This window comes from Rothia sp. 11254D007BW, assembly GCF_053548195.1.
In genome coordinates this window covers 45,618-68,412 of sequence record NZ_JBPWPK010000001.1, presented here as the reverse complement: position 1 = coordinate 68,412, position 22,795 = coordinate 45,618, and the positions used below count along the sequence as shown (strand labels likewise).

Sequence of the window (22,795 nt, the reverse complement as noted above, 5' to 3'; positions counted from 1 at the left end):
CTCTTTCCTGGCTAGGTTTGTGGGGCGTAGTGGAGTCAAACTACACCAGTCTGCTTTAAAAACCTGTGCCCCCCGCAATGACCGGGGGCACAGGTGCAGCGGACGTTTACTTGAGTGCGTCCATGATTCGGGTGGTGACTTCGTCGATCTCTCCGAGACCGTCGATTTCGGTCACGAGGCCACGCTCAGTGTAGATAGCTACGAGGGGTGCGGTTTCTTCTTCGTAGACCTTGAGGCGGTGGCGGATGACCTCTTCGTTGTCGTCTGAGCGGCCTTCCTTAGCGGCACGGCCCAGCAGACGTTCGACCAGTTCGTCGTTGTCGGCGACGAGCAGCAGAACCTGGCCAATTTCCTGACCCATATCTGCGAGGATGGTGTCGAGCTCACCGACCTGGGCGGTGTTGCGGGGGTAGCCATCGAGCAGGAAGCCGTTGGCGGTGTCGTCTTCAGCCAGGCGGGCTCGGACCATACGGTTGGTCACGGAGTCGGGAACCAGGTTGCCCGAGTCGATGTAGCTCTTGGCTTCCTTGCCCAGCTCGGTTTCTTCCTTGATGTTCTTGCGGAAGATGTCTCCGGTGGAAATAGCGGGGATGTTCAGCTTTTCAGCGATTTTGACGGCCTGGGTGCCTTTGCCGGCGCCGGGAGGGCCAATGATGAGCAGACGGTTCATCGTAGTAGTCCTTCGTAGTTGCGTTGTTGGAGCTGGGCGTCGATTTGCTTGACGGTATCAAGACCGACACCGATAACGATCAGCAGTGAGGCACCGCCGAGCGGGAAATTCTGGTTGGCGCCGAAGAGGACGAAGGCTACCAGCGGCAGGAGCGCTAGTACTGCTACGTAGATGGCGCCGGGCAGGGTAATACGGTTGAGCACGTAGCTCAGGTACTCCTGGGTGGGGCGTCCTGCGCGGATACCGGGGATGAAACCGCCGTACTTCTTCATGTTGCCCGCAACTTCTTCGGTATTGAAGGTGATGGAAACGTAGAAGTAGGCGAAGCCCAGAATGAGCAGGAAGTAGAGGGTCATGTAGAGCGGGTGATCGCCCATGACCAGGTAGGTGTTGATCCAGTTGACCCATTCAGGCGGGGCTGAGCCGTCTGAGGGGGTGTTGAACTGGGCGATGAGGCCGGGCACCATCAGCATGGAGGAAGCGAAGATGATGGGGATAACGCCGGCCATGTTGACCTTGAGAGGAATGTAGGTGGTGGTACCGCCGATGGTGCGGCGGCCAATCATTCGCTTGGCGTACTGAACGGGGATGCGGCGCTGGGACTGTTCAACGAAGACAACGGCTACGATGACCAGCAGGCCGACCGCTACAACTGCGGAGAAGATGCCCCAGCCCTGGGTCTGCAGAATGGAACCAAAAGCGGAGGGGAAAGACGCTGCGATTGAGGTGAAAATTAGCAGGGACATACCGTTGCCCACGCCCTTTTCAGTGATCTGTTCACCCAGCCACATGACCACACCGGTACCTGCGGTCAAAGCGGTAATAATCAGCAGAATGTTCCAGATACCGTCATCGGGGATGATCGGCAGGGTGCAACCTTGCAGGAGCATACCGGAACGAGCCAACGAGACGATGGTGGTAGCGTTCAGCAGGGCCAGCAGAATAGTGAGGTAACGGGTGTACTGGGTCAGCTTGGTCTGCCCCTGCGCACCTTCCTCATGGAGCTGCTGGAAGCGGGGAATGACCACGCGAAGCAGCTGAACAATAATGCTCGCGGTAATGTAAGGCATAACGCCCAGGGCAAAAATCGACAGCTGGAGCAGGGCGCCACCGCTAAAGAGGTTAATCATGTCGTAAACGCCACCGGTTGCGGTAACGGTCGACAGGCACTGCTGCACGTTTCCGTAAGAAACACCGGGAGCGGGGATAAACACGCCCACACGGTAAATCACGATAATACCCAGGGTGAACAGCAGCTTATTACGCAGGTCGGGCGTCTTGAATGCCCGTCCGAAAGCGGTCAGCACATGTCCTCCTGTGAGAGAAAAATTTGGGGTGCCCCGAACGTCCTAACTGAACGAGCGATCGGAGCGATTACACAATCTTCTCCAGTCTATCGCTTAATGCTCAATCGTGTGTAGCGCAGGCTCTCAGAGCGAAAAAGCGGGGTGCCCCACCCACCGAAGTGAGCGGGGCACCCCGCAAGAGTTTGCCGTCCCCGGGGTTACCCCCGGTACGTCATGGAACTACTTGACGGTTACAGAACCGCCGGCAGCCTCAATCTTGGCCTTAGCTGACTCAGAAACCTTGTCAACGGTTACGTTGTAGGCTGCTGAGATTTCGCCGGTACCCAGAACCTTGACCAGTTCGTTCTTACGAACTGCGCCAGCTGCTACCAGAGCGTCAACGGTGATGTCGCCGCCCTCGGGGAACAGTTCCGCGATACGGTCCAGGTTAACAACCTGGTACTCGGTGCGGAAGGGGTTCTTGAAGCCACGCAGCTTGGGAAGGCGCATGTGCAGCGGAAGCTGACCACCTTCGAAGCCGGCGCGAACCTGGTAACGTGCCTTGGTACCCTTGGTACCGCGACCTGCGGTCTTACCCTTTGAGCCTTCACCGCGGCCTACGCGGGTCTTAGCCTTGTGGGCACCCGGTGCCGGGCGCAGATCGTGAATCTTGATAGCGTCGTTGTTTGCCATCTTTACTTGACCTCCTCAACCTGAACCAGGTGAGCTACGGTGTTGATCATGCCGCAGGTGACGGGGTCAGCAGTGCGAACAACCTTGTTGCCGGGGCGCTTAAGGCCCAGGGAACGGAGGGTGTCGCGCATGTTCTGCTTTTCACCGACGTAGGACTTGATCTGGGTGATTTCCAGCTTTGCGTCGCTGGGCTGAATACGCTTACCGGTCATTACGCACCTGCCTTTTCAGACTGAGCGACACGCAGGAAGCCGGGGATAACCTCGTCCTGGGGAAGACCACGGCGTGCAGCAACTGCTACGGGCTCTTCGAGCTGACGCAGTGCTTCGATGGTCGCGTGGACAATGTTGATCTGGTTCGATGAACCGAGTGACTTGGACAGAACATCGTGGATGCCTGCTGCCTCAAGTACGGCACGAACGGGACCACCAGCGATAACACCGGTACCAGCGGTAGCGGGGCGGAGCATAACTACGCCTGCTGCTGCTTCACCCTGAACGCGGTGAGGAATGGTGCGGCCTTCAACGCGGGGTACGCGGAAGAAGTTCTTCTTTGCTTCTTCAACACCCTTTGAGATAGCTGCGGGAACTTCCTTCGCCTTGCCGTAGCCAACGCCAACCATACCGTTACCGTCACCAACAACGACGAGTGCGGTGAAGCTGAAGCGACGACCACCCTTGACGACCTTGGAGACGCGGTTGATGGTGACAACGCGCTCGATGAACTTGTCCTTCTCTTCTTCGCGACCGCGGTTGTTGCGGCGCTCACCGCGGTTGCCGCGGCGTTCGCCACGCTCGTTGCGGCGGGCTTCGCGCTTTTCGGAGGTTTCAGCGGTAGCTTCTGCGGTTGCTTCAGTCACCTGAGTTTCCTTTTCGTTTACAGTCTGCTCGCTCATTAGAGTGCCAGACCTCCTTCGCGTGCGCCTTCTGCAACTGCTGCGACACGGCCGTGGTACTTGTTACCACCGCGGTCGAAAACAACTGCTTCGATGCCTGCTGCCTTGGCACGCTCGGCGACGAGTTCGCCGACGCGCTTTGCCTTAGCAGTCTTGTCCAGCTCTGCTGCGCGCAGGTCTGCTTCCATGGTGGAAGCTGATGCCAGGGTCAGACCCTTGGTGTCATCGATGACCTGAACGAACATGTGACGAGCTGAGCGGGTGACGGACAGGCGGGGGCGTGCTGCGGTGCCTGAAACGTACTTGCGGACGCGTGCGTGACGGCGTGCGCGCTGTGCTGACTTAGTCTTTACAGCCATTGTTACTTACCAGCCTTTCCGACCTTGCGACGGATCTGCTCGCCTTCGTAGCGAACACCCTTACCCTTGTAGGGATCGGGCTTGCGCAGACCGCGGATGTTAGCGGCTACCTGGCCTACCTGCTGCTTGCTGATACCGGAAACGGTCAGCTTGTTAGCGCCCTCAACAGCGAAGCTGATACCCTCGGGGGCTTCAATGGTGATGGGGTGTGAGTAGCCAAGTGCGAACTCGAGGTCGGAACCCTTAGCGGTTACACGGTAACCGGTACCAACGATTTCGAGCTTCTTGGAGTAGCCCTCGGTAACACCGATGATCATGTTCTGAATCAGGGTGCGGGTCAGGCCGTGCAGTGAACGTGATGCACGCTCATCGTTCGGGCGGGAAACGGTGACAACACCGTCTTCGAGTGCAACGGTGATGGGAGCAGCAACCTCGTGGGTCAGCTCGCCCTTTGCACCCTTAACAGCAACTACGTTGCCGTCGATCTTTACCTCAACGCCGGCAGGAACCGAGATGGGGAGACGTCCAATACGTGACATTCTTCTTCCTTTCTCTTCTACCGACTACCAGATGTAAGCGACGACTTCGCCGCCAACACCCTTCTTCGCAGCCTGCTTGTCAGTGAGCAGACCTGAAGAGGTTGACAGGATTGCGATGCCGAGGCCACCGTGTACCTGGGGCAGGTTGGTGGACTTTGCGTATACACGCAGACCCGGCTTGGAAATGCGGCGAACGCCTACGATGGAGCGCTCACGTGAGGGGCCGAACTTCAGTTCGAGGGTGAGGGTCTTACCGACCTTTGCTTCCTCTTCCTTGAAGTCAGCGATGTAGCCTTCAGCCTTGAGGATCTCGGCGATGCGAGCCTTGAGCTTGGAGTAAGGCATTGACACGGTGTCGTGATGTGCTGAGTTTGCGTTGCGCAAACGGGTCAGCATATCTGCGACAGGATCTGTCATAGTCATGGTGGGCTGAGCCCTTCCTCGTTATGGTTTCCTCACCGTGATTCGGTGCGGACCTATAACGTAGTCGTTACTGGGTCTTGAACGGGAAGCCGAGTGCCTTCAGAAGCGCACGGCCTTCATCGTCGGTCTTTGCGGTGGTTACTACGGTGATGTCCATACCACGTACGCGATCGATGGAGTCCTGATCGATTTCGTGGAACATAGACTGTTCGGTCAGACCGAAGGTGTAGTTACCGTTACCGTCGAACTGGCGGTCCGAGAGGCCGCGGAAGTCGCGGATTCGGGGAAGTGCCAGGGTGACGAGGCGGTCGAGGAATTCCCACATGCGATCGCCACGGAGGGTGACGTGTGCGCCGATGGGCTGACCTTCACGCAGCTTGAACTGTGCGATGGACTTCTTCGCGCGGGTAACGAGCGGCTTCTGACCGGTGATAGCGGTAAGGTCGCGGATAGCACCATCCATGAGCTTCGCGTCCTTAGCAGCTTCACCAACACCCATGTTAACGACGACCTTAACGATCTTCGGTGCCTGCATGACGTTCTCGTACTTGAACTCTTCCTGCAGGGCGGGGGTGACTACTTCGTTGAACTTAGTCTTGAAACGAGGGGTAATCTTTGCTTCGGTCATTAGATGTCCTTACCCGAGCTCTTGGCAACGCGAACGCGAACAGTGCGTTCCTTGCCATTGCGCTCTACGGTCTCGAGGCGGTAACCAACGCGGGTCGGCTTCTTGGTCTCGGGATCAACGATTGCAACGTTTGAAACGTGAATCGGTGCCTCAACCTTTTCGATGCCGCCAGCTTCGCCGGTCATGGGGTTAGCCTTGTTGTGCTTGGTGACGATCTTAACGCCTTCAACCAGCACGCGCTCGGTCTTGGGGAATACCTTCAGAACCTTGCCCTGCTTACCCTTATCTGCACCTGAAATAACCTGTACCAGGTCGCCAGACTTGATCTTAGCCATGAGTTAGAGCACCTCCGGAGCAAGTGAAATGATCTTCATGAACTTCTTGTCGCGCAGTTCGCGGCCAACAGGTCCGAAGATACGGGTGCCACGGGGGTCACCATCGGTGTTCTTGAGAATTACTGCTGAGTTCTCGTCGAACTTGATGTAGGAGCCGTCGGGACGACGAACTTCCTTCTTGGTGCGGACGACTACTGCCTTAACAACATCGCCCTTCTTTACGGTACCGCCGGGGATTGCGTCCTTGACGGTTGCGACGATGATGTCGCCAATGCCTGCGTAACGACGCTTTGAGCCACCGAGAACACGGATGGTCAGGATTTCCTTCGCACCGGTGTTGTCAGCAACCTTGAGTCGTGACTCCTGCTGAATCATATTTCTCCTGTCGTCTCGCCGGTTCCGACACACGGTATTTTGTGAGCCAGCCTTGCGGAACATTTCTACGGGATGTTGACGCGCCGGTCTCTTATAGCCCTTGAATGAGTCAAAGAGTTGGCGGACACGCCTGGGCTCCTATCATGCCGACGAACATCTAGACCCGCGTTAGCGGGCGAACCCCGCGTTTGAGCGGCATTATGCTGTGGCACGAAAAGAACCGTGGCTGTGTGGGTATAGAGAACCACACAGAATGAAAACTTTACCACAGCAGGGGCTGCCAGCCTAGAGAGATGCACCACTCTTAGGCAGTGAGCTAGCACCCTTAAAAATAGAGAGCTCCCCTCCCCCTCGGTATGAGGGGAAGGGGAGCTCTAGCTAGCTCGTAGCTTGAGTAAACGTAGTGTTTACTTAGCCTTTTCGAGGATCTCGACGATCCGCCACCGCTTTGAAGCGGAGAGGGGACGAGTCTCGGCCAGGAGAACGAGGTCGCCAATACCAGCAGCGTTCTGCTCGTCGTGGGCCTTGATCTTGGAGCTACGGCGCATAACCTTGCCGTAGAGGGCGTGCTTTACGCGGTCCTCGACCTCAACGACTACAGTCTTGTCCATCTTGTCAGAGACAACGTAGCCGCGGCGAGTCTTGCGGTAGCCGCGCTCTTCAGTCTTTACTTCACTCATGTGATTTAACCTTCGGTTGCGGGACGAATACCGAGCTCGCGTTCACGAAGCACGGTGTAGATACGTGCGATGTCGCGCTTGACCGAGCGGATACGACCGGGATTTTCAAGCTGACCGGTGGCTGCCTGGAAACGGAGGTTGAACAGCTCCTCCTTCGACTCACGCAGCTTCTCTACCAGATTCTCATGGGAGAGCTCTGCCAGCTTGTCGATGCTCAGATCCTTTGATCCAACTGCCATTTCTATTCACCACCTTCGCGACGCACAACGCGTGCCTTCATCGGGAGCTTGTGGATTGCTAGGCGCATAGCTTCGCGTGCCACTTCTTCGGATACGCCGGAGAGTTCAAACATGACTCGACCGGGCTTGACGTTTGCGACCCACCATTCAGGTGAACCCTTACCGGAACCCATACGGGTTTCAGCAGGCTTCTTGGTCAGGGGACGGTCGGGATAGATGTTGATCCAAACCTTACCGCCACGCTTGATGTGACGGGTCATTGCAATACGGGCAGCTTCAATCTGACGGTTGGTGACGTATGCGGGAGTCAGGGCCTGGATGCCCCACTCGCCGAACGCTACCTCGGTGCCACCCTTTGCCATACCTGAACGCTTGGGGTGATGCTGCTTGCGGTACTTTACTCGACGGGGAATTAGCATTTATGCCTCACCGTTTTCTGCAGTCTTAGCCTCAGCGGGTGCTGAAGCGTTGTCGGAACGACGGTCACGGCGGGGACCACGGCCACCTGCCCGACGACGGTCACCGGCGCGGCCGTTGCCACGGCGGTTGCCAGCAGCCTGCTGTGCAGCAAGCTCGTTGTCGGTGAGGTCACCCTTGTAGATCCAAACCTTGACGCCGATGCGGCCGAAGGTGGTCTTTGCTTCGAAGAAGCCGTAGTCGATGTTCGCACGCAGGGTGTGCAGGGGCACACGGCCTTCGCGGTAGAACTCGGAGCGGGACATTTCGGCCCCACCCAGACGACCGGAGCACTGGATACGGATACCCTTTGCCCCTGCCCGCTGTGCGGACTGGATGGCCTTCTTCATGGCACGGCGGAAGGCTACGCGGGAGGCGAGCTGTTCTGCGATGCCCTGGGCAACCAGCTGGGCTGACAGATCGGGGTTAGCAACCTCGATGATGTTCAGCTGAATCTGCTTGCCAGTTAGCTTTTCGAGCTCGCCACGGATACGGTCTGCTTCAGCACCACGGCGGCCGATGACGATACCGGGACGTGCGGTGTGGATATCCACCCGAACACGGTCACGGGTACGCTCGATTTCGACCTTTGCGATACCTGCACGTTCCATACCCTTGGACAGGAGCTCACGAATCTTCACATCTTCACGAACGAAGTCTGCGTAGCGTTCGCCTTCCTTGTTGGAGTCAGCGAACCACTTTGAGACGTGGTTGGTGGTGATGCCAAGTCGGAAACCGTTGGGGTTAATTTTCTGACCCATTTAGCGGCCCTCCTCCTTCTCCGGGGTAGCAACTACCACGGTGATGTGGCTGGTGCGCTTGTTGATGCGGAACGCACGGCCCTGGGCACGAGGCTGGAATCGCTTCATGGTAGGACCTTCGTTCGCGTATGCTTCGCTGATGAATAGCTCTTCTTCCTTGAAGGGCAGGCCCTGCTGGGCTGCCTTCTGACGAGCGTTTGCAACAGCTGATGCAACAATCTTGTATACCGGTTCTGAAGCGCCCTGAGGAGCGAACTTCAGAATCGCCAGAGCCTCTTCCGCCTGCTTGCCACGGATAAGGTTGATGACGCGGCGTGCCTTCATAGGCGTAACGCGTACGTAAGACGCAGTTGCCTTGGCTTCCATTGCCTATCTCTCTTTCGTCTATTGCCGAAAGGGAAACGTTTCTACTATACGGCTACACCGTATACTAGCGACGCTTGCCCTTACGGTCGTCCTTAACGTGGCCACGGAAAGTACGGGTCGGGGCAAACTCGCCGAGCTTGTGGCCGACCATGGACTCAGTGATGAACACGGGTACGTGCTTGCGTCCGTCGTGCACTGCGATGGTATGCCCGAGCATGTCGGGAATAATCATCGAGCGGCGGGACCAAGTCTTGATGACGTTCTTGGTGCCCTTCTCGTTCTGAGCTGCAACCTTCAGGAAAAGGTGCTGATCAACGAAAGGGCCCTTCTTCAAACTACGAGGCATGTTTCAGGCTCCTTAGCGCTTCTTGCCAGTACGACGGCGACGAACAATGAGCTTGTCGCTTTCCTTGTTGGGGCGACGGGTACGACCCTCGGGCTTACCGTTGGGGTTAACCGGGTGACGGCCACCTGAGGTCTTACCTTCACCACCACCGTGGGGGTGGTCGACAGGGTTCATGACAACACCACGAACGGTCGGGCGGATGCCCTTCCAGCGGTTGCGGCCTGCCTTACCCCAGTTGATGTTGGACTGTTCGGCGTTGCCAACAGAGCCGACGGTTGCCCGGCAGCGAACATCAACGTTGCGGATTTCGCCGGAGGGCAGACGCAGCTGGGCGTACTTGCCTTCCTTAGCGACCAGCTGGATGGAGGCGCCTGCGGAGCGACCCATCTTAGCGCCGCCACCGGGGCGGAGCTCAACAGCGTGGATGACGGTACCAACGGGGATGTTGCGCAGGGGCAGGTTGTTGCCGGGCTTGATGTCGGCAGAGGGACCTGACTCTACGATGTCGCCCTGAGCAAGCTTGTTGGGGGCGATGATGTAACGCTTGGTGCCATCAACGTAGTGGAGCAGAGCGATGCGGGCGGTACGGTTGGGATCGTACTCGATGTGTGCAACGCGTGCGTCGACGCCGTCCTTGTCGTGACGACGGAAGTCGATCAGACGGTACTGGCGCTTGTGGCCACCACCCTTGTGACGGGTAGTGATGCGACCGGTGTTGTTACGGCCGCCCTTCTTGGGGAGCGGACGAACCAGGGACTTTTCCGGGGTTGAGCGAGTGATTTCTGCGAAATCTGAGACGCTCGAGCCGCGGCGACCCGGGGTCGTCGGCTTGTGCTTACGAATACCCATTTAGATATTTCTTTCCTTCGCTAAAGTGGTCTCCGGTGCTTATGCAGCCGGACCGCCGAAGAGGTCGATTGAACCTTCCTTGAGGGTTACAATCGCACGCTTGGTGTTCTTACGAGCACCCCAACCGAAACGGGTGCGCTTGCGCTTGCCCTGACGGTTAGCGGTGTTGATGGAAGCAACCTTGACATCGAAAATAGTCTCGATGGCCTGCTTGATTTCCAGCTTGTTGGAGCGGGGGTCTACGAGGAAGGTGTACTTACCTTCATCGAGCTGACCGTAGCTCTTTTCCGACACGACGGGAGCGATGATCACGTCGCGGGGATCCTTGAAAGTTGAGGTGGTAACAGACATTACTTAGCAGCCTCTTTCTTAGCCTTGGAAGCAACTGCGACGAATACGTCGTAGGCATCCTTGGTGAAGATGACGTCGTCTGAGATCAGAACATCGTAGGTGTTCAGCTGATCTGCGTAGATGACGTGAACGTTCTCAAGGTTGCGTGCTGACAGTGCTACCAGGTCGTCCTTGCGGTCGATGACAACCAGTGCGTTCTTGCGGCTGGTGATCTCTGCGATTGCTGCCTTAGCTGCCTTGGTGGAGGGCTTGGTGCCTTCTACCAGAGCTTCAACAACGTGAACGCGGTCGTGACGAGCGCGATCTGAGAGAGCGCCGCGCAGTGCAGCTGCAATCATCTTCTTGGGGGTACGCTGTGCGTAGCTACGCGGGGTCGGGCCGTGTACGATGCCACCACCGGTCATGTGGGGTGCACGGATTGAGCCCTGACGTGCGCGGCCGGTGCCCGTCTGCTTGAAAGGCTTACGACCTGCGCCGGAAACTTCGCCGCGGTTCTTGGTCTTGTGGGTACCCTGGCGTGCTGCTGCGAGCTGGGCTACTACTACCTGGTGAAGCAGGGGAATAGAGGCCTGAGCGTCGAAGATGTCAGCGGGCAGGTCTACCTTTACGGTCTTGACAGCCATGGTTTATTAGGCTCCCTTCACAGCGGTGCGAACCAGAACAACGCCGCCCTTAGGACCGGGGATAGCACCCTTGATCAGAAGAACGTTGTTTTCGGCGTCTACACCCTGAATAGTGAGGTTCATGGTGGTGTGGCGTGCAGCGCCCATACGGCCTGCCATGCGCATACCCTTGAAAACGCGTGCGGGGTATGATGCGCCACCGATTGAGCCGGGCTTACGGTGGTTCTTGTGGGCACCGTGTGATGCACCTACACCTGCGAAGCCGTGACGCTTCATAACACCGGCGAAGCCCTTACCCTTGGTCTTGCCAACTACGTCGACCTTCTGGCCAGCTTCGAAGAGCTCAACGGTCAGTTCCTGACCGAGTGAGTATTCAGCGGCGTCTGAGGTACGCAGTTCAACGAGGTGACGGCGAGGAGTTACGCCTGCCTTCTCGAAGTGACCGGCGAGGGGCTTGGTTACCTTACGAGCTTCGATTGCACCGAAACCGATCTGGATAGCTTCGTAGCCATCGGTCTCAGCGTTGCGCAGCTGGGTAATAACGTTGGAATCGGCCTTGACGACAGTAACGGGCACGAACTTGCCGTTTTCGTCCCAGACCTGGGTCATGCCAAGCTTGGTGCCCAGCAGGCCCTTAACCTGGCGCTCGAACTTGTTAGTCATTTAGATGCGATCCTCTACAGCTTGATTTCGATGTTTACGTCTGCCGGAAGGTCAAGACGCATGAGGGCATCAACAGCCTTGGGGGTCGGATCAACGACGTCGATCAGACGCTTATGCGTGCGCATTTCGAAGTGCTCGCGGCTGTCCTTGTACTTGTGAGGCGAACGGATAACACAGTAAACGTTCTTTTCGGTGGGCAGCGGCACGGGGCCTACTACCATCGCGCCTGCACGCGTAACTGTCTCAACGATTTTCCGAGCTGAAGAATCAATGACCTCGTGGTCGTATGACTTCAGACGGATGCGGATTTTCTGTCCCGCCATCTGTCGGACTCTCTTTCTTGTCTACTTCCCTGTAACGGAGCGGTTGCTCCTTTATCTGGCGCTTGAGGTAAAGAGATGATTCTTCGTCTCTTTCGCGCCACCTCTGCGTAGGCTGAATCCGACATTTGCCGGGTTCCTCACCCTACCGAGGCACCGACCCCCGAACTCGGGCGTGTCGCTTTTTTGCCAGGGCAAAAAGGAGCGCACTTTTCCCTCGAACTGATCGATTGGGTCATATTTGGGCTTACCTTCACCCGATTCGAGAAGGAATCAGAGCTACTTTCACGGGGTAAGCGCTTGAACAACGTTATCCATCTTGCCAGAGTCCAAGCTTCCCCGCAAGGTTTTTCTGCGGGAAGTGCCCAGTCCCACATTTCACCTTCGTTTACAGACAGATTCAGCACCACACCCAAGCATCGGTCAACATATACCCTCTCTATTGAGTGCCATTCTTGCCATCTCAAGGAGAGATATATTCAACCCATCAAGTAGCGCAGGTCACTTATTTTCCTATAATCTGGCTCACACGCACTAGATGGAGACTACATGAAATCTACGCACCCACCACAGGATACGGTATCGCCCGCTACACAGGGCATCCGCATTACAAAACCACAATCCACAGCACTTCGTATTATTGGAGCTCTCTTTGCCGTAGCCACCATCGGCACGGCATCGGTCGCGTCCGTCCTTTCAGCCGACGACGGCGCCGATCTGACGTCCTCTCTCACGCTTGTCGCTCCGGCAGCAGCCGGTGGCGGCTGGGATACCCTCGCACGAGAAATGCAGCAGGCCCAACGAGCAAACGGAATTGTCAACAACACCCAGGTCATCAACATGCCCGGAGCGGGCGGAACAATCGCCCTCAACAACCTGGGGGCAATGACCGGAGACCCCACAACGCTCATGGTGGGTGGAACCGGTCAACTTGCTGCCACTATCCAGTTCGACAGCGACACAACCTACGAGGACATCACCCCGCTTGCCGTCACCATTGAAGAACTCGACGTTATCGTTGTCCCGGCTGATTCCCCCTACACCTCACTTGAAGAGCTGATGACGACGTGGAAGGCCGACCCCACGAGCGTCCCCTGGACCGGTGGCGGGTCCTTTGACCGTCTCGTTGCTACCGAAATGGCCATGAGTGCCGGCATCCCCGTTAGTGACATGATCTACGTCAACTCTGACGGCGGAGGTGAAGCTACCGCTGCCCTTCTCAACGGCACCGTCGCTGCTTCAGCGTCCGGCTACCCCGATTCAATTGACCAAATCGAATCAGGCCGCCTGCGAGCCCTAGCCCTCGTAGCACCGAACAGGATAGACGGTGTTGATATCCCGACCACCGTTGAGCAGGGGTACGACGTCACCATGACTAACTGGCGCCTCATCGCAGCACCCGGCGGTGTCACCGACGAAGAAAAAGCTGAACTAGAAAATATCATTCAAGAAACTGTTGATACCCCTGAATGGGATGCAGCTATAACCCGCTACAACTGGAACGAGAATCTCATGATGGGCGACGAACTAACTGATTTTCTAGCAGACGAAAAAGCACGTATTGAAACCCTGTACCAGGAGCTAGGACTATGAGTGCACCAGCTCTCCCCGAAACCATCACTCCCGTCAATGTCGGGCGCGAGTTGCTTATGCCGGCTTTGCTCCTGGCTCTTGCCGCCTATCTCAGCTACGGCATGCTCACCATGCAGGTACCCGACTCGGTAGCCTTTCCCGGTCCCCGTTTCTTCCCGCTTCTCATCACCATTGGTCTAGTCGCCCTCACAATACTCGATATAGCGGATATCTTCAGACGCGCTGCCCGCTACCGACAGCACACCGCCGCCCAGACAGATCAGGTAGAACTCGCCTACACCGCCCCCATCATGGTCTCTGCAGCCGAACCAACTAAAGCACTAGACCACCGTTCGCTGGCCTGGGTTACCCTAGGGTTTCTCTTTTTCGCGCTCACCCTGCCCTACACCGGGTGGGTCATCGGTGCAGGTCTACTCTTCTGGTGCGTAGCCCGAGGTTTTGGAGCCACAAGACCAATCTTCTCTTTGGTTGTCGGTCTAACCGTCAGCTCTTTCGCCTACATTATGTTCGATATGATTCTTGGGCTTTCGCTGCCCTCTGGCATTTTAGGAGGTAGCTTCTAGTGGAAGCTCTCACTATGCTCGCTGAGGGCTTTGCCAACGCCCTCACCTTACAAAATTTATTCTGGGTGGTTTTAGGCTGCCTCCTTGGAACTGCCGTGGGCGTCATGCCCGGGCTGGGTTCATCAATGGCTGTAGCGCTACTCTTACCCGTTACGTTTGCTCTTGAGCCCACAGCTGCCTTCATCATGTTCTCCGGCGTTTACTTCGGTGGACTTTTCGGAGATTCCACCATGGGTATCCTCATGAATACCCCGGGTCAGGCCTCGGCTATCGCCTCCACCTTTGAAGGCCACCGCATGGCAAAGAACGGACGGGCCGCCCAGGCACTTGCAGTCGCGGCTATCGGTGCTTTTATCGGCGGGTTTGTCTCGTCCATCGTGGTGGTTTTCGCTGCGCCTCTCTTGGCTGACTTTTCTACCAATTTTGGGCCAGCTGAATACTTTGCCCTAGCCCTGTTTGCTTTCATTGCAACTTCATCGGTGGTCACCGATTCAGCAATCCGTGGTTTACTGTCGCTTTTATTGGGTCTGGGTATAGCTGTTATTGGTATCGACGGGGTCACCGGTGTCCCCCGGTTTACGATGGGGTCACCTCAACTCTTCGACGGCATTTCACTCGTCACAGTGACAGTCGCTGTGCTAGCGCTAGGTGAGGTCATACACCAGGCTGTGGTTGCCCGTCACCACGCCGCCGGTCGCATGATTCGGCCTAAGGGACGCCCCTGGCTGTCTAAGGCTGAGCTCAAAGAAGCAGCCCCTGCCTGGGCTCGCGGCACCGCAATTGGTCTACCCTTTGGCGTTATCCCCGCTGGTGGTGCTGATATTCCGACCTTCTTGGCCTACGGTACCGAACGCCGTCTCGATGCTAGACGCAAAAATCCGCAGTTCGGCAAGGGCGCTATTCGTGGTCTGGCAGCACCCGAAGCCGCTGGTAACTCCACCACCGGCATGGCAATGGGAGCCCTGCTAGCCCTCGGTCTTCCCATTTCAGCAACCGCAGCAATCATGCTGGGGGCGTTTAGGCAGTACGGCCTTCAGCCTGGGCCCTTGCTCTTTGAACGGGCACCTGAACTTGTATGGGCTCTCTTGGCTAGCTTCTTCATCGCGATGATTGTTCTGCTCCTCATCAATCTACCTTTCGCAATGCTCTGGGCTAAGCTGCTCCTCATCCCCCACCACTACCTCTACGCAGGCATTACCGTCTTCTGTGGGCTCGGTATCTATGCTGTTTCGAACTCCACGTTCGATTTAGTCTTAGTGCTTCTCGTAGGCATCGTAGGTTTTGTCATGCGCATGAACGACTACCCGCTTGCGCCTCTCATTATCGGGATGGTCCTAGGGCCTCTCGCTGAGACGAGTCTACGAGACGCTCTAACAGCCTCAAACGGTGATTACTCGGTACTCGTTACAGGCCCAATTGTTATAGCTCTCTACAGCCTGTTGGCACTCGTTCTTGTTTTGACAGTTACAAAGAAGGTACGTGAGAGCCGCTCCGCTAAGGCAGCGCGTTAGTCTCTCCCCTCACCGAGGTAATACTCAGGGGCCGGTAGCTCAGCTACCGGCCCCATCTTTTTATGTGAAGGTAAGAAAAAAGGGGTTGGCCCCCGCAGATTGCTCTGCGGGGGGCCAACCCTCTATCGTCCTCCGCTAGCTGGACGCTAGCAGGAGTTCAGATCGGGAAGTAAGAAACTTACTTGATGATCTTGGTAACGCGACCTGAACCAACGGTGCGGCCACCTTCGCGGATTGCGAAGCCGAGGCCCTCTTCCATTGCGATTTCCTGGATGAGCTCAACGGTCATCTCAGTGTTGTCGCCGGGCATAACCATTTCGGTGCCCTCGGGAAGGGTGATAACACCGGTAACGTCGGTGGTGCGGAAGTAGAACTGGGGGCGGTAGTTCGAGTAGAAGGGGTTGTGGCGGCCGCCTTCATCCTTGGAAAGGATGTAGACGTTAGCCTCGAACTGGGTGTGGGGGGTGATTGAGCCGGGCTCAACAACAACCTGACCACGCTCTACGTCGTCGCGCTTCAGACCGCGAAGCAGCAGACCACAGTTCTCGCCTGCCCATGCTTCGTCGAGCTGCTTGTGGAACATCTCGATACCGGTAACGGTGGTCTTCTGGATGGGGCGGATACCAACGATCTCAACTTCGGAGTTGATCTTCAGGGTACCGCGCTCGGCGCGACCGGTAACAACGGTACCGCGACCGGTGATGGTGAAGACGTCTTCGATGGGCATGAGGAAGGGCTTGTCCTTCTCACGAACGGGGTCGGGAATGTAGTTGTCAACCTCGTCCATGAGCTCTTCAACCTTAGCAACCCACTCGGGATCGCCTTCGAGAGCCTTCAGAGCGGAAACGCGAACAACGGGAGCGTTGTCGCCGTCGAACTCCTGTGAGGAGAGCAGTTCGCGAACTTCCATTTCAACGAGGTCGAGCAGTTCCTCGTCCTCAACCATGTCTGACTTGTTCAGAGCAACGAGCAGGGTGGGAACACCAACCTGGCGAGCCAGCAGAACGTGCTCGCGGGTCTGAGCCATGGGGCCGTCGGTGGCAGCAACAACGAGGATTGCGCCGTCCATCTGAGCAGCACCGGTGATCATGTTCTTGACGTAGTCAGCGTGACCGGGGGCGTCAACGTGTGCGTAGTGACGCTTTTCGGTCTGGTACTCGATGTGAGAGATGTTGATGGTAATACCGCGCTGGCGCTCTTCAGGAGCGGAGTCGATCATACCGAAGTCGCGCTGCTCGTTCAGGTCGGGGTACTTGTCAGCCAGAACCTTGGAGATTGCAGCGGTCAGGGTGGTCTTACCGTGGTCAACGTGACCGATGGTACCGACGTTTACGTGAGGCTTGGAGCGCTCGAACTTAGCCTTAGCCAAGAGTATTCCTCCTATAGAGAAGATTTGAGAACCTGCACTCGGGTTTCACACCGGCGCACTCCGCCGTAAAAGGCGGTCTAGCTACCACAATAGCGGATAAGGCCGGTGGGGCGAAACCCGAATGCGGGTTCATTTACTAGGTTTTTTTGAAAAGCGGTGCGGCTCACACGGGGTGAGCCGCACCCGGGCAAGTATTACTCGCCGCGGCTCTTCTGGATGATTTCATCAGCAACGTTCTTGGGAACCTCGGCGTAGCTGTCGAACTCCATGGAGAAGACTGCACGACCCTGGGTCTTTGAACGGAGGTCACCGATGTAACCGAACATTTCTGACAGCGGAACAAGAGCGTGAACGATCTTGACGCCTGCTGCATCTTCCATGGACTGGATCTGACCACGACGTGAGTTCAGGTCGCCGATAACATCGCCCATGTAGTCCTCGGGGGTACGTACTTCAACAGCCATCAGGGGCTCCAGCAGGACGGGAGCGGCGCGGCGGGCGCCTTCCTTGAAGACCATTGAGCCAGCGATCTTGAACGCCATTTCTGACGAGTCAACATCGTGGTAAGCACCGTCGATCAGGGTTGCCTTGACACCAACAACGGGGTAGCCAGCGAGGATACCGAGCTGCATTGCGTCCTGGATACCGGCGTCAACAGAGGGGATGTATTCGCGGGGAACACGACCACCGGTGACGACGTTGTCGAACTCGTAGAGCTCTTCAGCATCGAGGGCGATGGGTTCGAAGGAGACCTGAACCTTCGCGAACTGACCGGAACCACCGGTCTGCTTCTTGTGGGTGTAGTCAACCTTTTCGACAGCCTTGGTGATGGTTTCGCGGTAGGCCACCTGGGGCTTACCAACGTTAGCCTCAACCTTGAATTCGCGCTTCATACGGTCAACGATGATGTCCAGGTGGAGCTCGCCCATACCGCCGATTTCGGTCTGGCCGGTTTCTTCGTTGAGTGAAACGGTGAAGGTGGGGTCTTCAGCAGACAGCTTCTGGATAGCGGTTGACATCTTCTCCTGGTCGCCCTTGGTCTTGGGCTCGATGGCCACGAAGATCACGGGGGCGGGGAAGGTCATGGATTCCAGAACTACGGGGTTAGCAGTGTCGCAGAGGGTGTCACCGGTGGTGGTGTCCTTCAGACCGATTGCTGCGTAGATGTGACCTGCCTGGATCTCTTCAACAGGGTTCTCCTTGTTGGAGTGCATCTGGAAGAGCTTACCGATACGTTCCTTCTTACCCTTGGTGGCGTTCAGAACCTGCTGGCCCTGTTCTGCCTTACCGGAGTAAACGCGGATGTAGGTCAGCTGGCCGTAGAAGGGGTGAGCTGCAACCTTGAAGGCCAGAGCTGCGAAGGGCTCGTCAGCTGAGGGCTTGCGGGTTACCTCAACCTCTTCATCAGAGGGCAGGTGGCCGATCATCGCGGGGACGTCCAGCGGTGAGGGCAGGTAGTCGAGAACTGCGTCGAGCATGGGCTGAACGCCGCGGTTCTTGAATGCTGAGCCACAGAAGACGGGGTAGGCTTCGTTAGCAACGGTCAGGGCGCGAACGCCTGCCTTGATTTCCTCGATGGTCAGTTCGCCCTCTTCGAGGTACTTTTCCATGAGGTCTTCAGAGGCTTCTGCTACGTTTTCAACGAGCTCGGCACGGTACTGCTCTGCCTTTTCCTGCAGGTCAGCGGGGATTTCCTGGATTTCGTAGGAAGCACCCATGGTAACGTCACCCTTGGCATCGCCGGGCCAGACGTAGGCCTGCATGGTGAGCAGGTCAACGACGCCGATGAAGTCGTTTTCAGCGCCGATGGGCAGCTGCATAACGAGGGGCTTAGCGCCGAGACGCTTGACGATGGTGTCTACGGTGAAGTAGAAGTCTGCACCCAGCTTGTCCATCTTGTTGACGAAGCAGATACGGGGAACTTCGTACTTGTCAGCCTGGCGCCAAACGGTTTCAGACTGGGGCTCAACGCCTTCCTTGCCGTCGAACACTGCAACAGCGCCGTCGAGGACGCGCAGTGAACGCTCAACTTCAACGGTGAAGTCAACGTGGCCGGGGGTGTCGATGATGTTGATCTGGTTGTTCTTCCAGAAGCAGGTGGTTGCCGCGGAGGTAATGGTAATACCGCGTTCCTGTTCCTGAGCCATCCAGTCCATGGTTGAAGCACCGTCGTGGGTCTCACCGATCTTGTGGTTGATACCGGTGTAGAAGAGGATGCGTTCGGTGGTGGTGGTCTTACCGGCGTCAATGTGCGCCATAATACCGATGTTGCGGACCTTATTCAGGTCGGTAAGCACGTCTAGTGCCACTTTGTTCTCCCTTGTGAGAAACTCCGAAAGCCTGCCGCTATGTACTTGTGCAATAACGGCAGGCTACGAAGAAATTACCAGCGGTAGTGTGCGAAGGCCTTGTTGGACTCGGCCATCTTGTGAGTGTCTTCGCGACGCTTCACAGCGGCACCGAGACCGTTGGACGCATCCAGGATCTCGTTCATGAGACGCTCGGTCATGGTCTTCTCGCGGCGGAGCTTTGAGAAGCCAACGAGCCAGCGCAGAGCCAGAGCGGTTGCGCGGCCTGCACGAACCTCGACGGGGACCTGGTAGGTCGCGCCGCCAACGCGGCGTGAGCGAACCTCGAGTGAAGGCTTGACGTTGTCCATTGCCTTCTTGAGGGTTACTACGGGGTCTGCGCCGGTCTTCTGGGCAACGCCTTCGAGGGCACCGTAAACGATGCGCTCAGCGGTTGACTTCTTACCGTCCAGCAGAACCTTGTTGATGAGCTGGGTAACCAGCGGTGAGCCGTAAACGGGGTCGTTTACGAGGGGACGCTTAGGAGCGGGACCCTTACGAGGCATTACTTCTTCTCCTTCTTTGCGCCGTAGCGTGAACGAGCCTGACCGCGGCCCTTAACGCCCTGGGTATCCAGTGCGCCACGTACAATCTTGTAACGAACACCGGGGAGGTCCTTCACACGACCACCGCGAACGAGCACGATGGAGTGTTCCTGAAGGTTGTGGCCCTCACCGGGGATGTATGCGGTAACCTCGACGCCGCCGTTGAGCTTAACACGTGCGACCTTACGCAGTGCTGAGTTCGGCTTCTTCGGGGTGGTGGTGTATACACGGGTGCATACGCCACGCTTCATGGGGTTGCCCTTAAGTGCGGGCGCCTTGGTCTTAACGACCTTGGGTGCACGGCCCTTACGGACCAACTGCTGAATTGTAGGCACTTGTTCTCCGTTTGGTATCGGTGGCCCCGTTAGGAGCTACCGGTTTACTTGCCTTCTGTCACTTGGGATAAGCGCAAAAGAAAATCTTCATGACTTAGCAGGAGCCCAGACACAACAAAAAATGGCATTTAGGCCTCAAGATCGCTGGTCGGGCTGAGTGCCCGGGCGAACAAGGCCAAAGGACGGTGTCCATTCTGCCATTGGTTCTTATGTACTGCTCAGAACGTGTCTGTGCGGGCAGTAGATACTACTGCTAAGTACTCCAGGTACTACTCTAGCTGGTTAGAAAGGCTTAATCTACCCCCTGCGTGCTCTGGGGGCAGCTTTAAGCTCTTTAATCGGGTGATGTCTGGCACTTAAGGCTTTTAAAAGCGCAAGGACGCCGGCGCTCCCCTCCCCTGCCAGGGGAAAGGGGTTGCCGGCGTCCGCGTCCTGAAGGAACCTGCCCGCCTAGCTGACGGTGAAGTTCTGGGTTGCCCCGGTGAAGGGGGTGATAGTACCGACACCGTTCTTGGAGTCCCCGTGGTAGAGAATCCGGTAGGTACCGGGAAGTGCGTCAGCGGGAATCTGCCATTCGATGGTTACGCGGGACTGGGCTGCCAGGTGGCGTTTCCAGTGGAAGCGGGTGGCCGGGTCGTTATCGCCGGCAACGGTCACCCACTGGTTACCCTCTAGACGCTGCACTTCAAGGTAGCTGGAATTGAGCTGCTGGTCGTTGTTGGGGTGGGCACCCACAAAGAGGGCACTGACGGTTGCGCCCCGGGCCGTGTTGGCGGGCTGGGTGAGCACCTTACCGTAGTAGTGGCCAGCGCCGGGCAGGTCGTACCAGACCTTACCCACGGCGCTCTTCATGGGGGTGCGCACGGAAGGCTTATCGCCCAACGGCAGCTCCGTGCCATCACGGAGGGAAGTCGCCACGGTGTTGAGGGTCTGACGGAAGGCCCCCATGGTGTTGATGCCAAAGACAGTAGCACCACCCTCGTACTGCTGAGAAAGATATTCCTGCGGGGTGGTCACATAGTGACTGTAGGCGTTGGTGTAGCCCTGCACGATAATCTGCGACTCGTCAACGCCCAGCAGGGCTGCCATATCCTGGCGGTACTGTACGCCGACTGCGCCGTTGTGTTCACCGGGCATACCCAGTAGGTAGTAGTTGCCAAAGCGCATGACCTGCACCGGCAGCTTCTGCTGCACCTTCTCGTGGACGGCAAGCAGGTTGGCCTTGGGGTACTGGCAGGCACTCAGGCTGGCAGATGAGCTGTAGGCCAGCCAGTTGAAATCGCTCCAGACCTTGTTCGCGTTAGCCCCCTCATTGAAGCCTGCCGCACCGGGGCCGTCCTCCACGCTGCCGGCGGCGAAGGGGGCACCGAGCGAGGCGTTACAGGTGGAACCTGCATAGCCGGTGCCCGTCCACCGGGCATCCACCTGCACCTTGGAGAAATCTACATACGTAATGCGGGAATCCAGCCCCTGCCCCACCGGGGTACCGGCGCTGGCGAGCTGGGTGCGGACGGCGTCCGCCTGCTTGGTTCCCTGAATCTCAAGGTTGGTGAACATGTCGTTGGTGGGGCCCATACCCGGTTGCAGCTGGGTGTTGGGTGAGACGTCACCGGTGTTGCTGTTGGCAAAGGCCGCGATGAAGGCATCGTCCTCGGAACCCGCGTTGAGGTTCACCCCGTGATCAACAGTTTCGAGCAGGTACTGGGCGTAGCCCTTGTTATCGGATGAGACCAGGGTGTTTTTGTTGGTGAGGGAGGTGGGGTGGATAGCAAACCAGTTGAGGACGGCGCGGGTCACCCCGTCGTGCTCAAATCGGAAGGTGGTGCTGGTAGGGTCTACCCCGTCGATCAGCGCATCGGTGAGGTTAGCCGGGTCTTGCTCCAGGGCCACCGCCGAGCGGTTGACGCCCACACCGGTGAGCTGGCTACTAGAGACCGTCACGTTACCGGGGGCAAGGTCAGCCAGTGCCTCGCGGATAGCCTGCATAGACCCGTTGACCTGGTTGTTAAAGGTGGGCTCGTTGAAGCCCAGGGTTGCCAGGTTGTACAGTACATCCTTACTCACACCGCCAGGGGTAGCATGACTGTGGGAGGCTGTAATCATAATGTTCGCTTCGGTGAACTCGGGGCCGAGCTCCGTCTGAATACGGTTCACCAGTTCAGCGCGAATACTGTTCCAGGCGCTTAGAGCATCGAGTACCACAATCAGGTTGCGGGAGCCGCTAGCAGGGTCAATGACCACGAAGGCGCGGGCGTACTGGCGGGTATGAATACCCGAGCCCTTTTGGGTGTCGGTACCGTAACCTACGAAGGCCACCTCTGCGACCTCACCGGTGATATCGGCAACGCCCGCCCCGACCAGGTAGGGGTTCGTGGCGGTTGGCTGGGTGGAGTTCACCAGCTGAGCCAGGCTCTGGGCATTGACACCCGCTGGCGTTAGTTCAACGTCGGCCTGGGACGGAATCAGATAGGCCCCGGCAGCTAGCGATAGGGCAGCCCCAAAGACGCCAAGTTTGACCCCTACATGTCGTGATAGTTTCATTCAACCCTCAAAGTGTGCGAAAGGTGAGCAGCTGAGGCCGCTCAAGTGTGCTCAAATAAGCCTACCGATGAGACAGCCATCTAGCTAGCTAGGCTTACCCAGCGATTCGTGGTAGAACGGAAGAGCTTTACTC

At 57.3% G+C, this 22,795-nt stretch carries 30 protein-coding genes; 3 read left to right on the top strand and 27 right to left on the bottom strand.

All coding sequences use genetic code 11. The annotated features are described in order from the left end of the window. Window positions 1–106 precede the first annotated feature (106 nt). The 22 genes from ACEE43_RS00315 to rpsJ all read right to left on the bottom strand — a co-directional run bounded on the left by ACEE43_RS00315 (window position 107) and on the right by rpsJ (window position 11,860). On the bottom strand, window positions 107–670 hold the full coding sequence (locus ACEE43_RS00315) for an adenylate kinase (protein ID WP_185174287.1): 564 nt from the start codon (window positions 668–670) through the stop codon (window positions 107–109). After that, window positions 667–1,977 carry a preprotein translocase subunit SecY gene (secY, locus tag ACEE43_RS00310; protein WP_185174286.1) on the bottom strand — a complete coding sequence of 437 codons (1,311 nt, stop codon included), beginning with the start codon at window positions 1,975–1,977 and terminating at the stop codon, window positions 667–669. Before secY ends, ACEE43_RS00315 begins: the two co-directional genes overlap by 4 nt. 219 nt (window positions 1,978–2,196) lie before the next feature. Further along, complete coding sequence (rplO, locus tag ACEE43_RS00305; protein ID WP_135013750.1) at window positions 2,197–2,649, bottom strand: 50S ribosomal protein L15; 453 nt, start codon at window positions 2,647–2,649, stop codon at window positions 2,197–2,199. A 2-nt stretch (window positions 2,650–2,651) separates the two neighbouring features. Continuing rightward, window positions 2,652–2,861 (bottom strand): 50S ribosomal protein L30, encoded by a 210-nt coding sequence (gene rpmD / locus ACEE43_RS00300; RefSeq protein WP_135013749.1) that lies wholly within the window; start codon window positions 2,859–2,861, stop codon window positions 2,652–2,654. Further along, window positions 2,861–3,544 (bottom strand): 30S ribosomal protein S5, encoded by a 684-nt coding sequence (gene rpsE / locus ACEE43_RS00295; RefSeq protein ID WP_135013748.1) that lies wholly within the window; start codon window positions 3,542–3,544, stop codon window positions 2,861–2,863. The genes rpmD and rpsE overlap by 1 nt, the downstream gene beginning before the upstream one ends. Next, complete coding sequence (gene rplR, locus ACEE43_RS00290) at window positions 3,544–3,903, bottom strand: 50S ribosomal protein L18 (protein ID WP_135013747.1); 360 nt, start codon at window positions 3,901–3,903, stop codon at window positions 3,544–3,546. The genes rpsE and rplR overlap by 1 nt, the downstream gene beginning before the upstream one ends. Window positions 3,904–3,905: 2 nt before the next feature. Further along, entirely contained in the window at window positions 3,906–4,442 is a 537-nt protein-coding gene (gene rplF / locus ACEE43_RS00285) for a 50S ribosomal protein L6 (RefSeq protein ID WP_237222589.1), read from the bottom strand. Window positions 4,443–4,466: 24 nt separating this feature from the next. Then, window positions 4,467–4,865 (bottom strand): 30S ribosomal protein S8, encoded by a 399-nt coding sequence (gene rpsH / locus ACEE43_RS00280; RefSeq protein ID WP_135013745.1) that lies wholly within the window; start codon window positions 4,863–4,865, stop codon window positions 4,467–4,469. Window positions 4,866–4,932: 67 nt separating this feature from the next. Beyond that, window positions 4,933–5,493: a 50S ribosomal protein L5 gene (gene rplE / locus ACEE43_RS00275; RefSeq protein WP_135013744.1), complete on the bottom strand. Its 561-nt coding sequence runs from the start codon at window positions 5,491–5,493 to the stop codon at window positions 4,933–4,935. Continuing rightward, window positions 5,493–5,828 carry a 50S ribosomal protein L24 gene (gene rplX, locus ACEE43_RS00270; protein WP_185174282.1) on the bottom strand — a complete coding sequence of 112 codons (336 nt, stop codon included), beginning with the start codon at window positions 5,826–5,828 and terminating at the stop codon, window positions 5,493–5,495. The genes rplE and rplX overlap by 1 nt, the downstream gene beginning before the upstream one ends. Window positions 5,829–5,831: 3 nt before the next feature. After that, entirely contained in the window at window positions 5,832–6,203 is a 372-nt protein-coding gene (rplN, locus tag ACEE43_RS00265; protein WP_135013742.1) for a 50S ribosomal protein L14, read from the bottom strand. A gap of 407 nt (window positions 6,204–6,610) precedes the next feature. Then, the gene (rpsQ, locus tag ACEE43_RS00260; RefSeq protein WP_237185979.1) at window positions 6,611–6,883 is read right to left on the bottom strand and encodes a 30S ribosomal protein S17; all 273 of its coding nucleotides are present in this window, start codon (window positions 6,881–6,883) and stop codon (window positions 6,611–6,613) included. A gap of 5 nt (window positions 6,884–6,888) precedes the next feature. Beyond that, complete coding sequence (gene rpmC, locus ACEE43_RS00255; RefSeq protein WP_449107461.1) at window positions 6,889–7,122, bottom strand: 50S ribosomal protein L29; 234 nt, start codon at window positions 7,120–7,122, stop codon at window positions 6,889–6,891. Between the two features lie 2 nt (window positions 7,123–7,124). Then, entirely contained in the window at window positions 7,125–7,541 is a 417-nt protein-coding gene (gene rplP / locus ACEE43_RS00250) for a 50S ribosomal protein L16 (RefSeq protein WP_135012890.1), read from the bottom strand. Further along, a complete protein-coding gene (gene rpsC / locus ACEE43_RS00245; RefSeq protein WP_449107460.1) occupies window positions 7,542–8,339 on the bottom strand; it encodes a 30S ribosomal protein S3 in 798 nt (265 codons plus the stop codon). It lies immediately after the preceding gene. Then, window positions 8,340–8,705, bottom strand: a complete 366-nt coding sequence (gene rplV / locus ACEE43_RS00240) for a 50S ribosomal protein L22 (protein WP_237188168.1) — start codon at window positions 8,703–8,705, stop codon at window positions 8,340–8,342. It abuts the gene before it with no gap. A 64-nt stretch (window positions 8,706–8,769) separates the two neighbouring features. Continuing rightward, complete coding sequence (rpsS, locus tag ACEE43_RS00235) at window positions 8,770–9,051, bottom strand: 30S ribosomal protein S19 (protein WP_168614572.1); 282 nt, start codon at window positions 9,049–9,051, stop codon at window positions 8,770–8,772. Between the two features lie 12 nt (window positions 9,052–9,063). Next, window positions 9,064–9,900, bottom strand: a complete 837-nt coding sequence (gene rplB, locus ACEE43_RS00230; RefSeq protein WP_135012888.1) for a 50S ribosomal protein L2 — start codon at window positions 9,898–9,900, stop codon at window positions 9,064–9,066. A 39-nt stretch (window positions 9,901–9,939) separates the two neighbouring features. Further along, window positions 9,940–10,251 carry a 50S ribosomal protein L23 gene (gene rplW, locus ACEE43_RS00225; protein ID WP_135012887.1) on the bottom strand — a complete coding sequence of 104 codons (312 nt, stop codon included), beginning with the start codon at window positions 10,249–10,251 and terminating at the stop codon, window positions 9,940–9,942. Continuing rightward, window positions 10,251–10,874, bottom strand: coding sequence for a 50S ribosomal protein L4 (gene rplD / locus ACEE43_RS00220; RefSeq protein WP_449107459.1), 624 nt, complete (start codon window positions 10,872–10,874; stop codon window positions 10,251–10,253). Before rplD ends, rplW begins: the two co-directional genes overlap by 1 nt. Before the next feature lie 6 nt (window positions 10,875–10,880). After that, the gene (gene rplC / locus ACEE43_RS00215; protein ID WP_135012885.1) at window positions 10,881–11,537 is read right to left on the bottom strand and encodes a 50S ribosomal protein L3; all 657 of its coding nucleotides are present in this window, start codon (window positions 11,535–11,537) and stop codon (window positions 10,881–10,883) included. 14 nt (window positions 11,538–11,551) lie between these two features. Then, a complete protein-coding gene (gene rpsJ / locus ACEE43_RS00210; RefSeq protein ID WP_449107458.1) occupies window positions 11,552–11,860 on the bottom strand; it encodes a 30S ribosomal protein S10 in 309 nt (102 codons plus the stop codon). 546 nt (window positions 11,861–12,406) lie between these two features. Between rpsJ and ACEE43_RS00205 the strand changes: the two genes are divergently transcribed. Genes ACEE43_RS00205 through ACEE43_RS00195 form a run of 3 tightly spaced genes read left to right on the top strand, consistent with a single transcriptional unit; the run spans window position 12,407 to window position 15,524 of the window. Then, a complete protein-coding gene (locus ACEE43_RS00205) occupies window positions 12,407–13,450 on the top strand; it encodes a tripartite tricarboxylate transporter substrate binding protein (RefSeq protein ID WP_449107457.1) in 1,044 nt (347 codons plus the stop codon). After that, window positions 13,447–14,013 (top strand): tripartite tricarboxylate transporter TctB family protein, encoded by a 567-nt coding sequence (locus tag ACEE43_RS00200; RefSeq protein ID WP_449107456.1) that lies wholly within the window; start codon window positions 13,447–13,449, stop codon window positions 14,011–14,013. Before ACEE43_RS00205 ends, ACEE43_RS00200 begins: the two co-directional genes overlap by 4 nt. Continuing rightward, complete coding sequence (locus ACEE43_RS00195) at window positions 14,013–15,524, top strand: tripartite tricarboxylate transporter permease (RefSeq protein WP_449107455.1); 1,512 nt, start codon at window positions 14,013–14,015, stop codon at window positions 15,522–15,524. Before ACEE43_RS00200 ends, ACEE43_RS00195 begins: the two co-directional genes overlap by 1 nt. Window positions 15,525–15,702: 178 nt before the next feature. Here the strand turns inward: ACEE43_RS00195 and tuf are convergent, their stop codons facing one another. The 5 genes from tuf to ACEE43_RS00170 form a co-directional block, all read right to left on the bottom strand. Continuing rightward, entirely contained in the window at window positions 15,703–16,893 is a 1,191-nt protein-coding gene (gene tuf / locus ACEE43_RS00190) for an elongation factor Tu (RefSeq protein ID WP_449107454.1), read from the bottom strand. A 194-nt stretch (window positions 16,894–17,087) separates the two neighbouring features. Then, window positions 17,088–19,202, bottom strand: coding sequence for an elongation factor G (gene fusA / locus ACEE43_RS00185; protein WP_449107453.1), 2,115 nt, complete (start codon window positions 19,200–19,202; stop codon window positions 17,088–17,090). A 74-nt stretch (window positions 19,203–19,276) separates the two neighbouring features. After that, window positions 19,277–19,747: a 30S ribosomal protein S7 gene (gene rpsG, locus ACEE43_RS00180; protein WP_135012878.1), complete on the bottom strand. Its 471-nt coding sequence runs from the start codon at window positions 19,745–19,747 to the stop codon at window positions 19,277–19,279. Beyond that, a complete protein-coding gene (gene rpsL, locus ACEE43_RS00175) occupies window positions 19,747–20,121 on the bottom strand; it encodes a 30S ribosomal protein S12 (protein WP_083090707.1) in 375 nt (124 codons plus the stop codon). The genes rpsG and rpsL overlap by 1 nt, the downstream gene beginning before the upstream one ends. Before the next feature lie 450 nt (window positions 20,122–20,571). Further along, the gene (locus ACEE43_RS00170; RefSeq protein ID WP_449107452.1) at window positions 20,572–22,662 is read right to left on the bottom strand and encodes a neutral/alkaline non-lysosomal ceramidase N-terminal domain-containing protein; all 2,091 of its coding nucleotides are present in this window, start codon (window positions 22,660–22,662) and stop codon (window positions 20,572–20,574) included. Between the last annotated feature and the right edge of the window lie 133 nt (window positions 22,663–22,795).

Bases quoted from the DNA above. Each gene is read 5' to 3' on its own strand.
- ACEE43_RS00315 (WP_185174287.1), bottom strand. From the start codon at position 670: ATGAACCGTCTGCTCATCATTGGCCCTCCCGGCGCCGGCAAAGGCACC.
- rplO (WP_135013750.1), bottom strand. From the start codon at position 2,649: ATGGCAAACAACGACGCTATCAAGATTCACGATCTGCGCCCGGCACCG.
- rpmD (WP_135013749.1), bottom strand. From the start codon at position 2,861: ATGACCGGTAAGCGTATTCAGCCCAGCGACGCAAAGCTGGAAATCACC.
- rpsE (WP_135013748.1), bottom strand. From the start codon at position 3,544: ATGAGCGAGCAGACTGTAAACGAAAAGGAAACTCAGGTGACTGAAGCA.
- rplR (WP_135013747.1), bottom strand. From the start codon at position 3,903: ATGGCTGTAAAGACTAAGTCAGCACAGCGCGCACGCCGTCACGCACGC.
- rplF (WP_237222589.1), bottom strand. From the start codon at position 4,442: ATGTCACGTATTGGACGTCTCCCCATCTCGGTTCCTGCCGGCGTTGAG.
- rpsH (WP_135013745.1), bottom strand. From the start codon at position 4,865: ATGACTATGACAGATCCTGTCGCAGATATGCTGACCCGTTTGCGCAAC.
- rplE (WP_135013744.1), bottom strand. From the start codon at position 5,493: ATGACCGAAGCAAAGATTACCCCTCGTTTCAAGACTAAGTTCAACGAA.
- rplX (WP_185174282.1), bottom strand. From the start codon at position 5,828: ATGGCTAAGATCAAGTCTGGCGACCTGGTACAGGTTATTTCAGGTGCA.
- rplN (WP_135013742.1), bottom strand. From the start codon at position 6,203: ATGATTCAGCAGGAGTCACGACTCAAGGTTGCTGACAACACCGGTGCG.
- rpsQ (WP_237185979.1), bottom strand. From the start codon at position 6,883: ATGAGTGAAGTAAAGACTGAAGAGCGCGGCTACCGCAAGACTCGCCGC.
- rpmC (WP_449107461.1), bottom strand. From the start codon at position 7,122: ATGGCAGTTGGATCAAAGGATCTGAGCATCGACAAGCTGGCAGAGCTC.
- rplP (WP_135012890.1), bottom strand. From the start codon at position 7,541: ATGCTAATTCCCCGTCGAGTAAAGTACCGCAAGCAGCATCACCCCAAG.
- rpsC (WP_449107460.1), bottom strand. From the start codon at position 8,339: ATGGGTCAGAAAATTAACCCCAACGGTTTCCGACTTGGCATCACCACC.
- rplV (WP_237188168.1), bottom strand. From the start codon at position 8,705: ATGGAAGCCAAGGCAACTGCGTCTTACGTACGCGTTACGCCTATGAAG.
- rpsS (WP_168614572.1), bottom strand. From the start codon at position 9,051: ATGCCTCGTAGTTTGAAGAAGGGCCCTTTCGTTGATCAGCACCTTTTC.
- rplB (WP_135012888.1), bottom strand. From the start codon at position 9,900: ATGGGTATTCGTAAGCACAAGCCGACGACCCCGGGTCGCCGCGGCTCG.
- rplW (WP_135012887.1), bottom strand. From the start codon at position 10,251: ATGTCTGTTACCACCTCAACTTTCAAGGATCCCCGCGACGTGATCATC.
- rplD (WP_449107459.1), bottom strand. From the start codon at position 10,874: ATGGCTGTCAAGACCGTAAAGGTAGACCTGCCCGCTGACATCTTCGAC.
- rplC (WP_135012885.1), bottom strand. From the start codon at position 11,537: ATGACTAACAAGTTCGAGCGCCAGGTTAAGGGCCTGCTGGGCACCAAG.
- rpsJ (WP_449107458.1), bottom strand. From the start codon at position 11,860: ATGGCGGGACAGAAAATCCGCATCCGTCTGAAGTCATACGACCACGAG.
- ACEE43_RS00205 (WP_449107457.1), top strand. From the start codon at position 12,407: ATGAAATCTACGCACCCACCACAGGATACGGTATCGCCCGCTACACAG.
- ACEE43_RS00200 (WP_449107456.1), top strand. From the start codon at position 13,447: ATGAGTGCACCAGCTCTCCCCGAAACCATCACTCCCGTCAATGTCGGG.
- rpsG (WP_135012878.1), bottom strand. From the start codon at position 19,747: ATGCCTCGTAAGGGTCCCGCTCCTAAGCGTCCCCTCGTAAACGACCCC.
- ACEE43_RS00170 (WP_449107452.1), bottom strand. From the start codon at position 22,662: ATGAAACTATCACGACATGTAGGGGTCAAACTTGGCGTCTTTGGGGCT.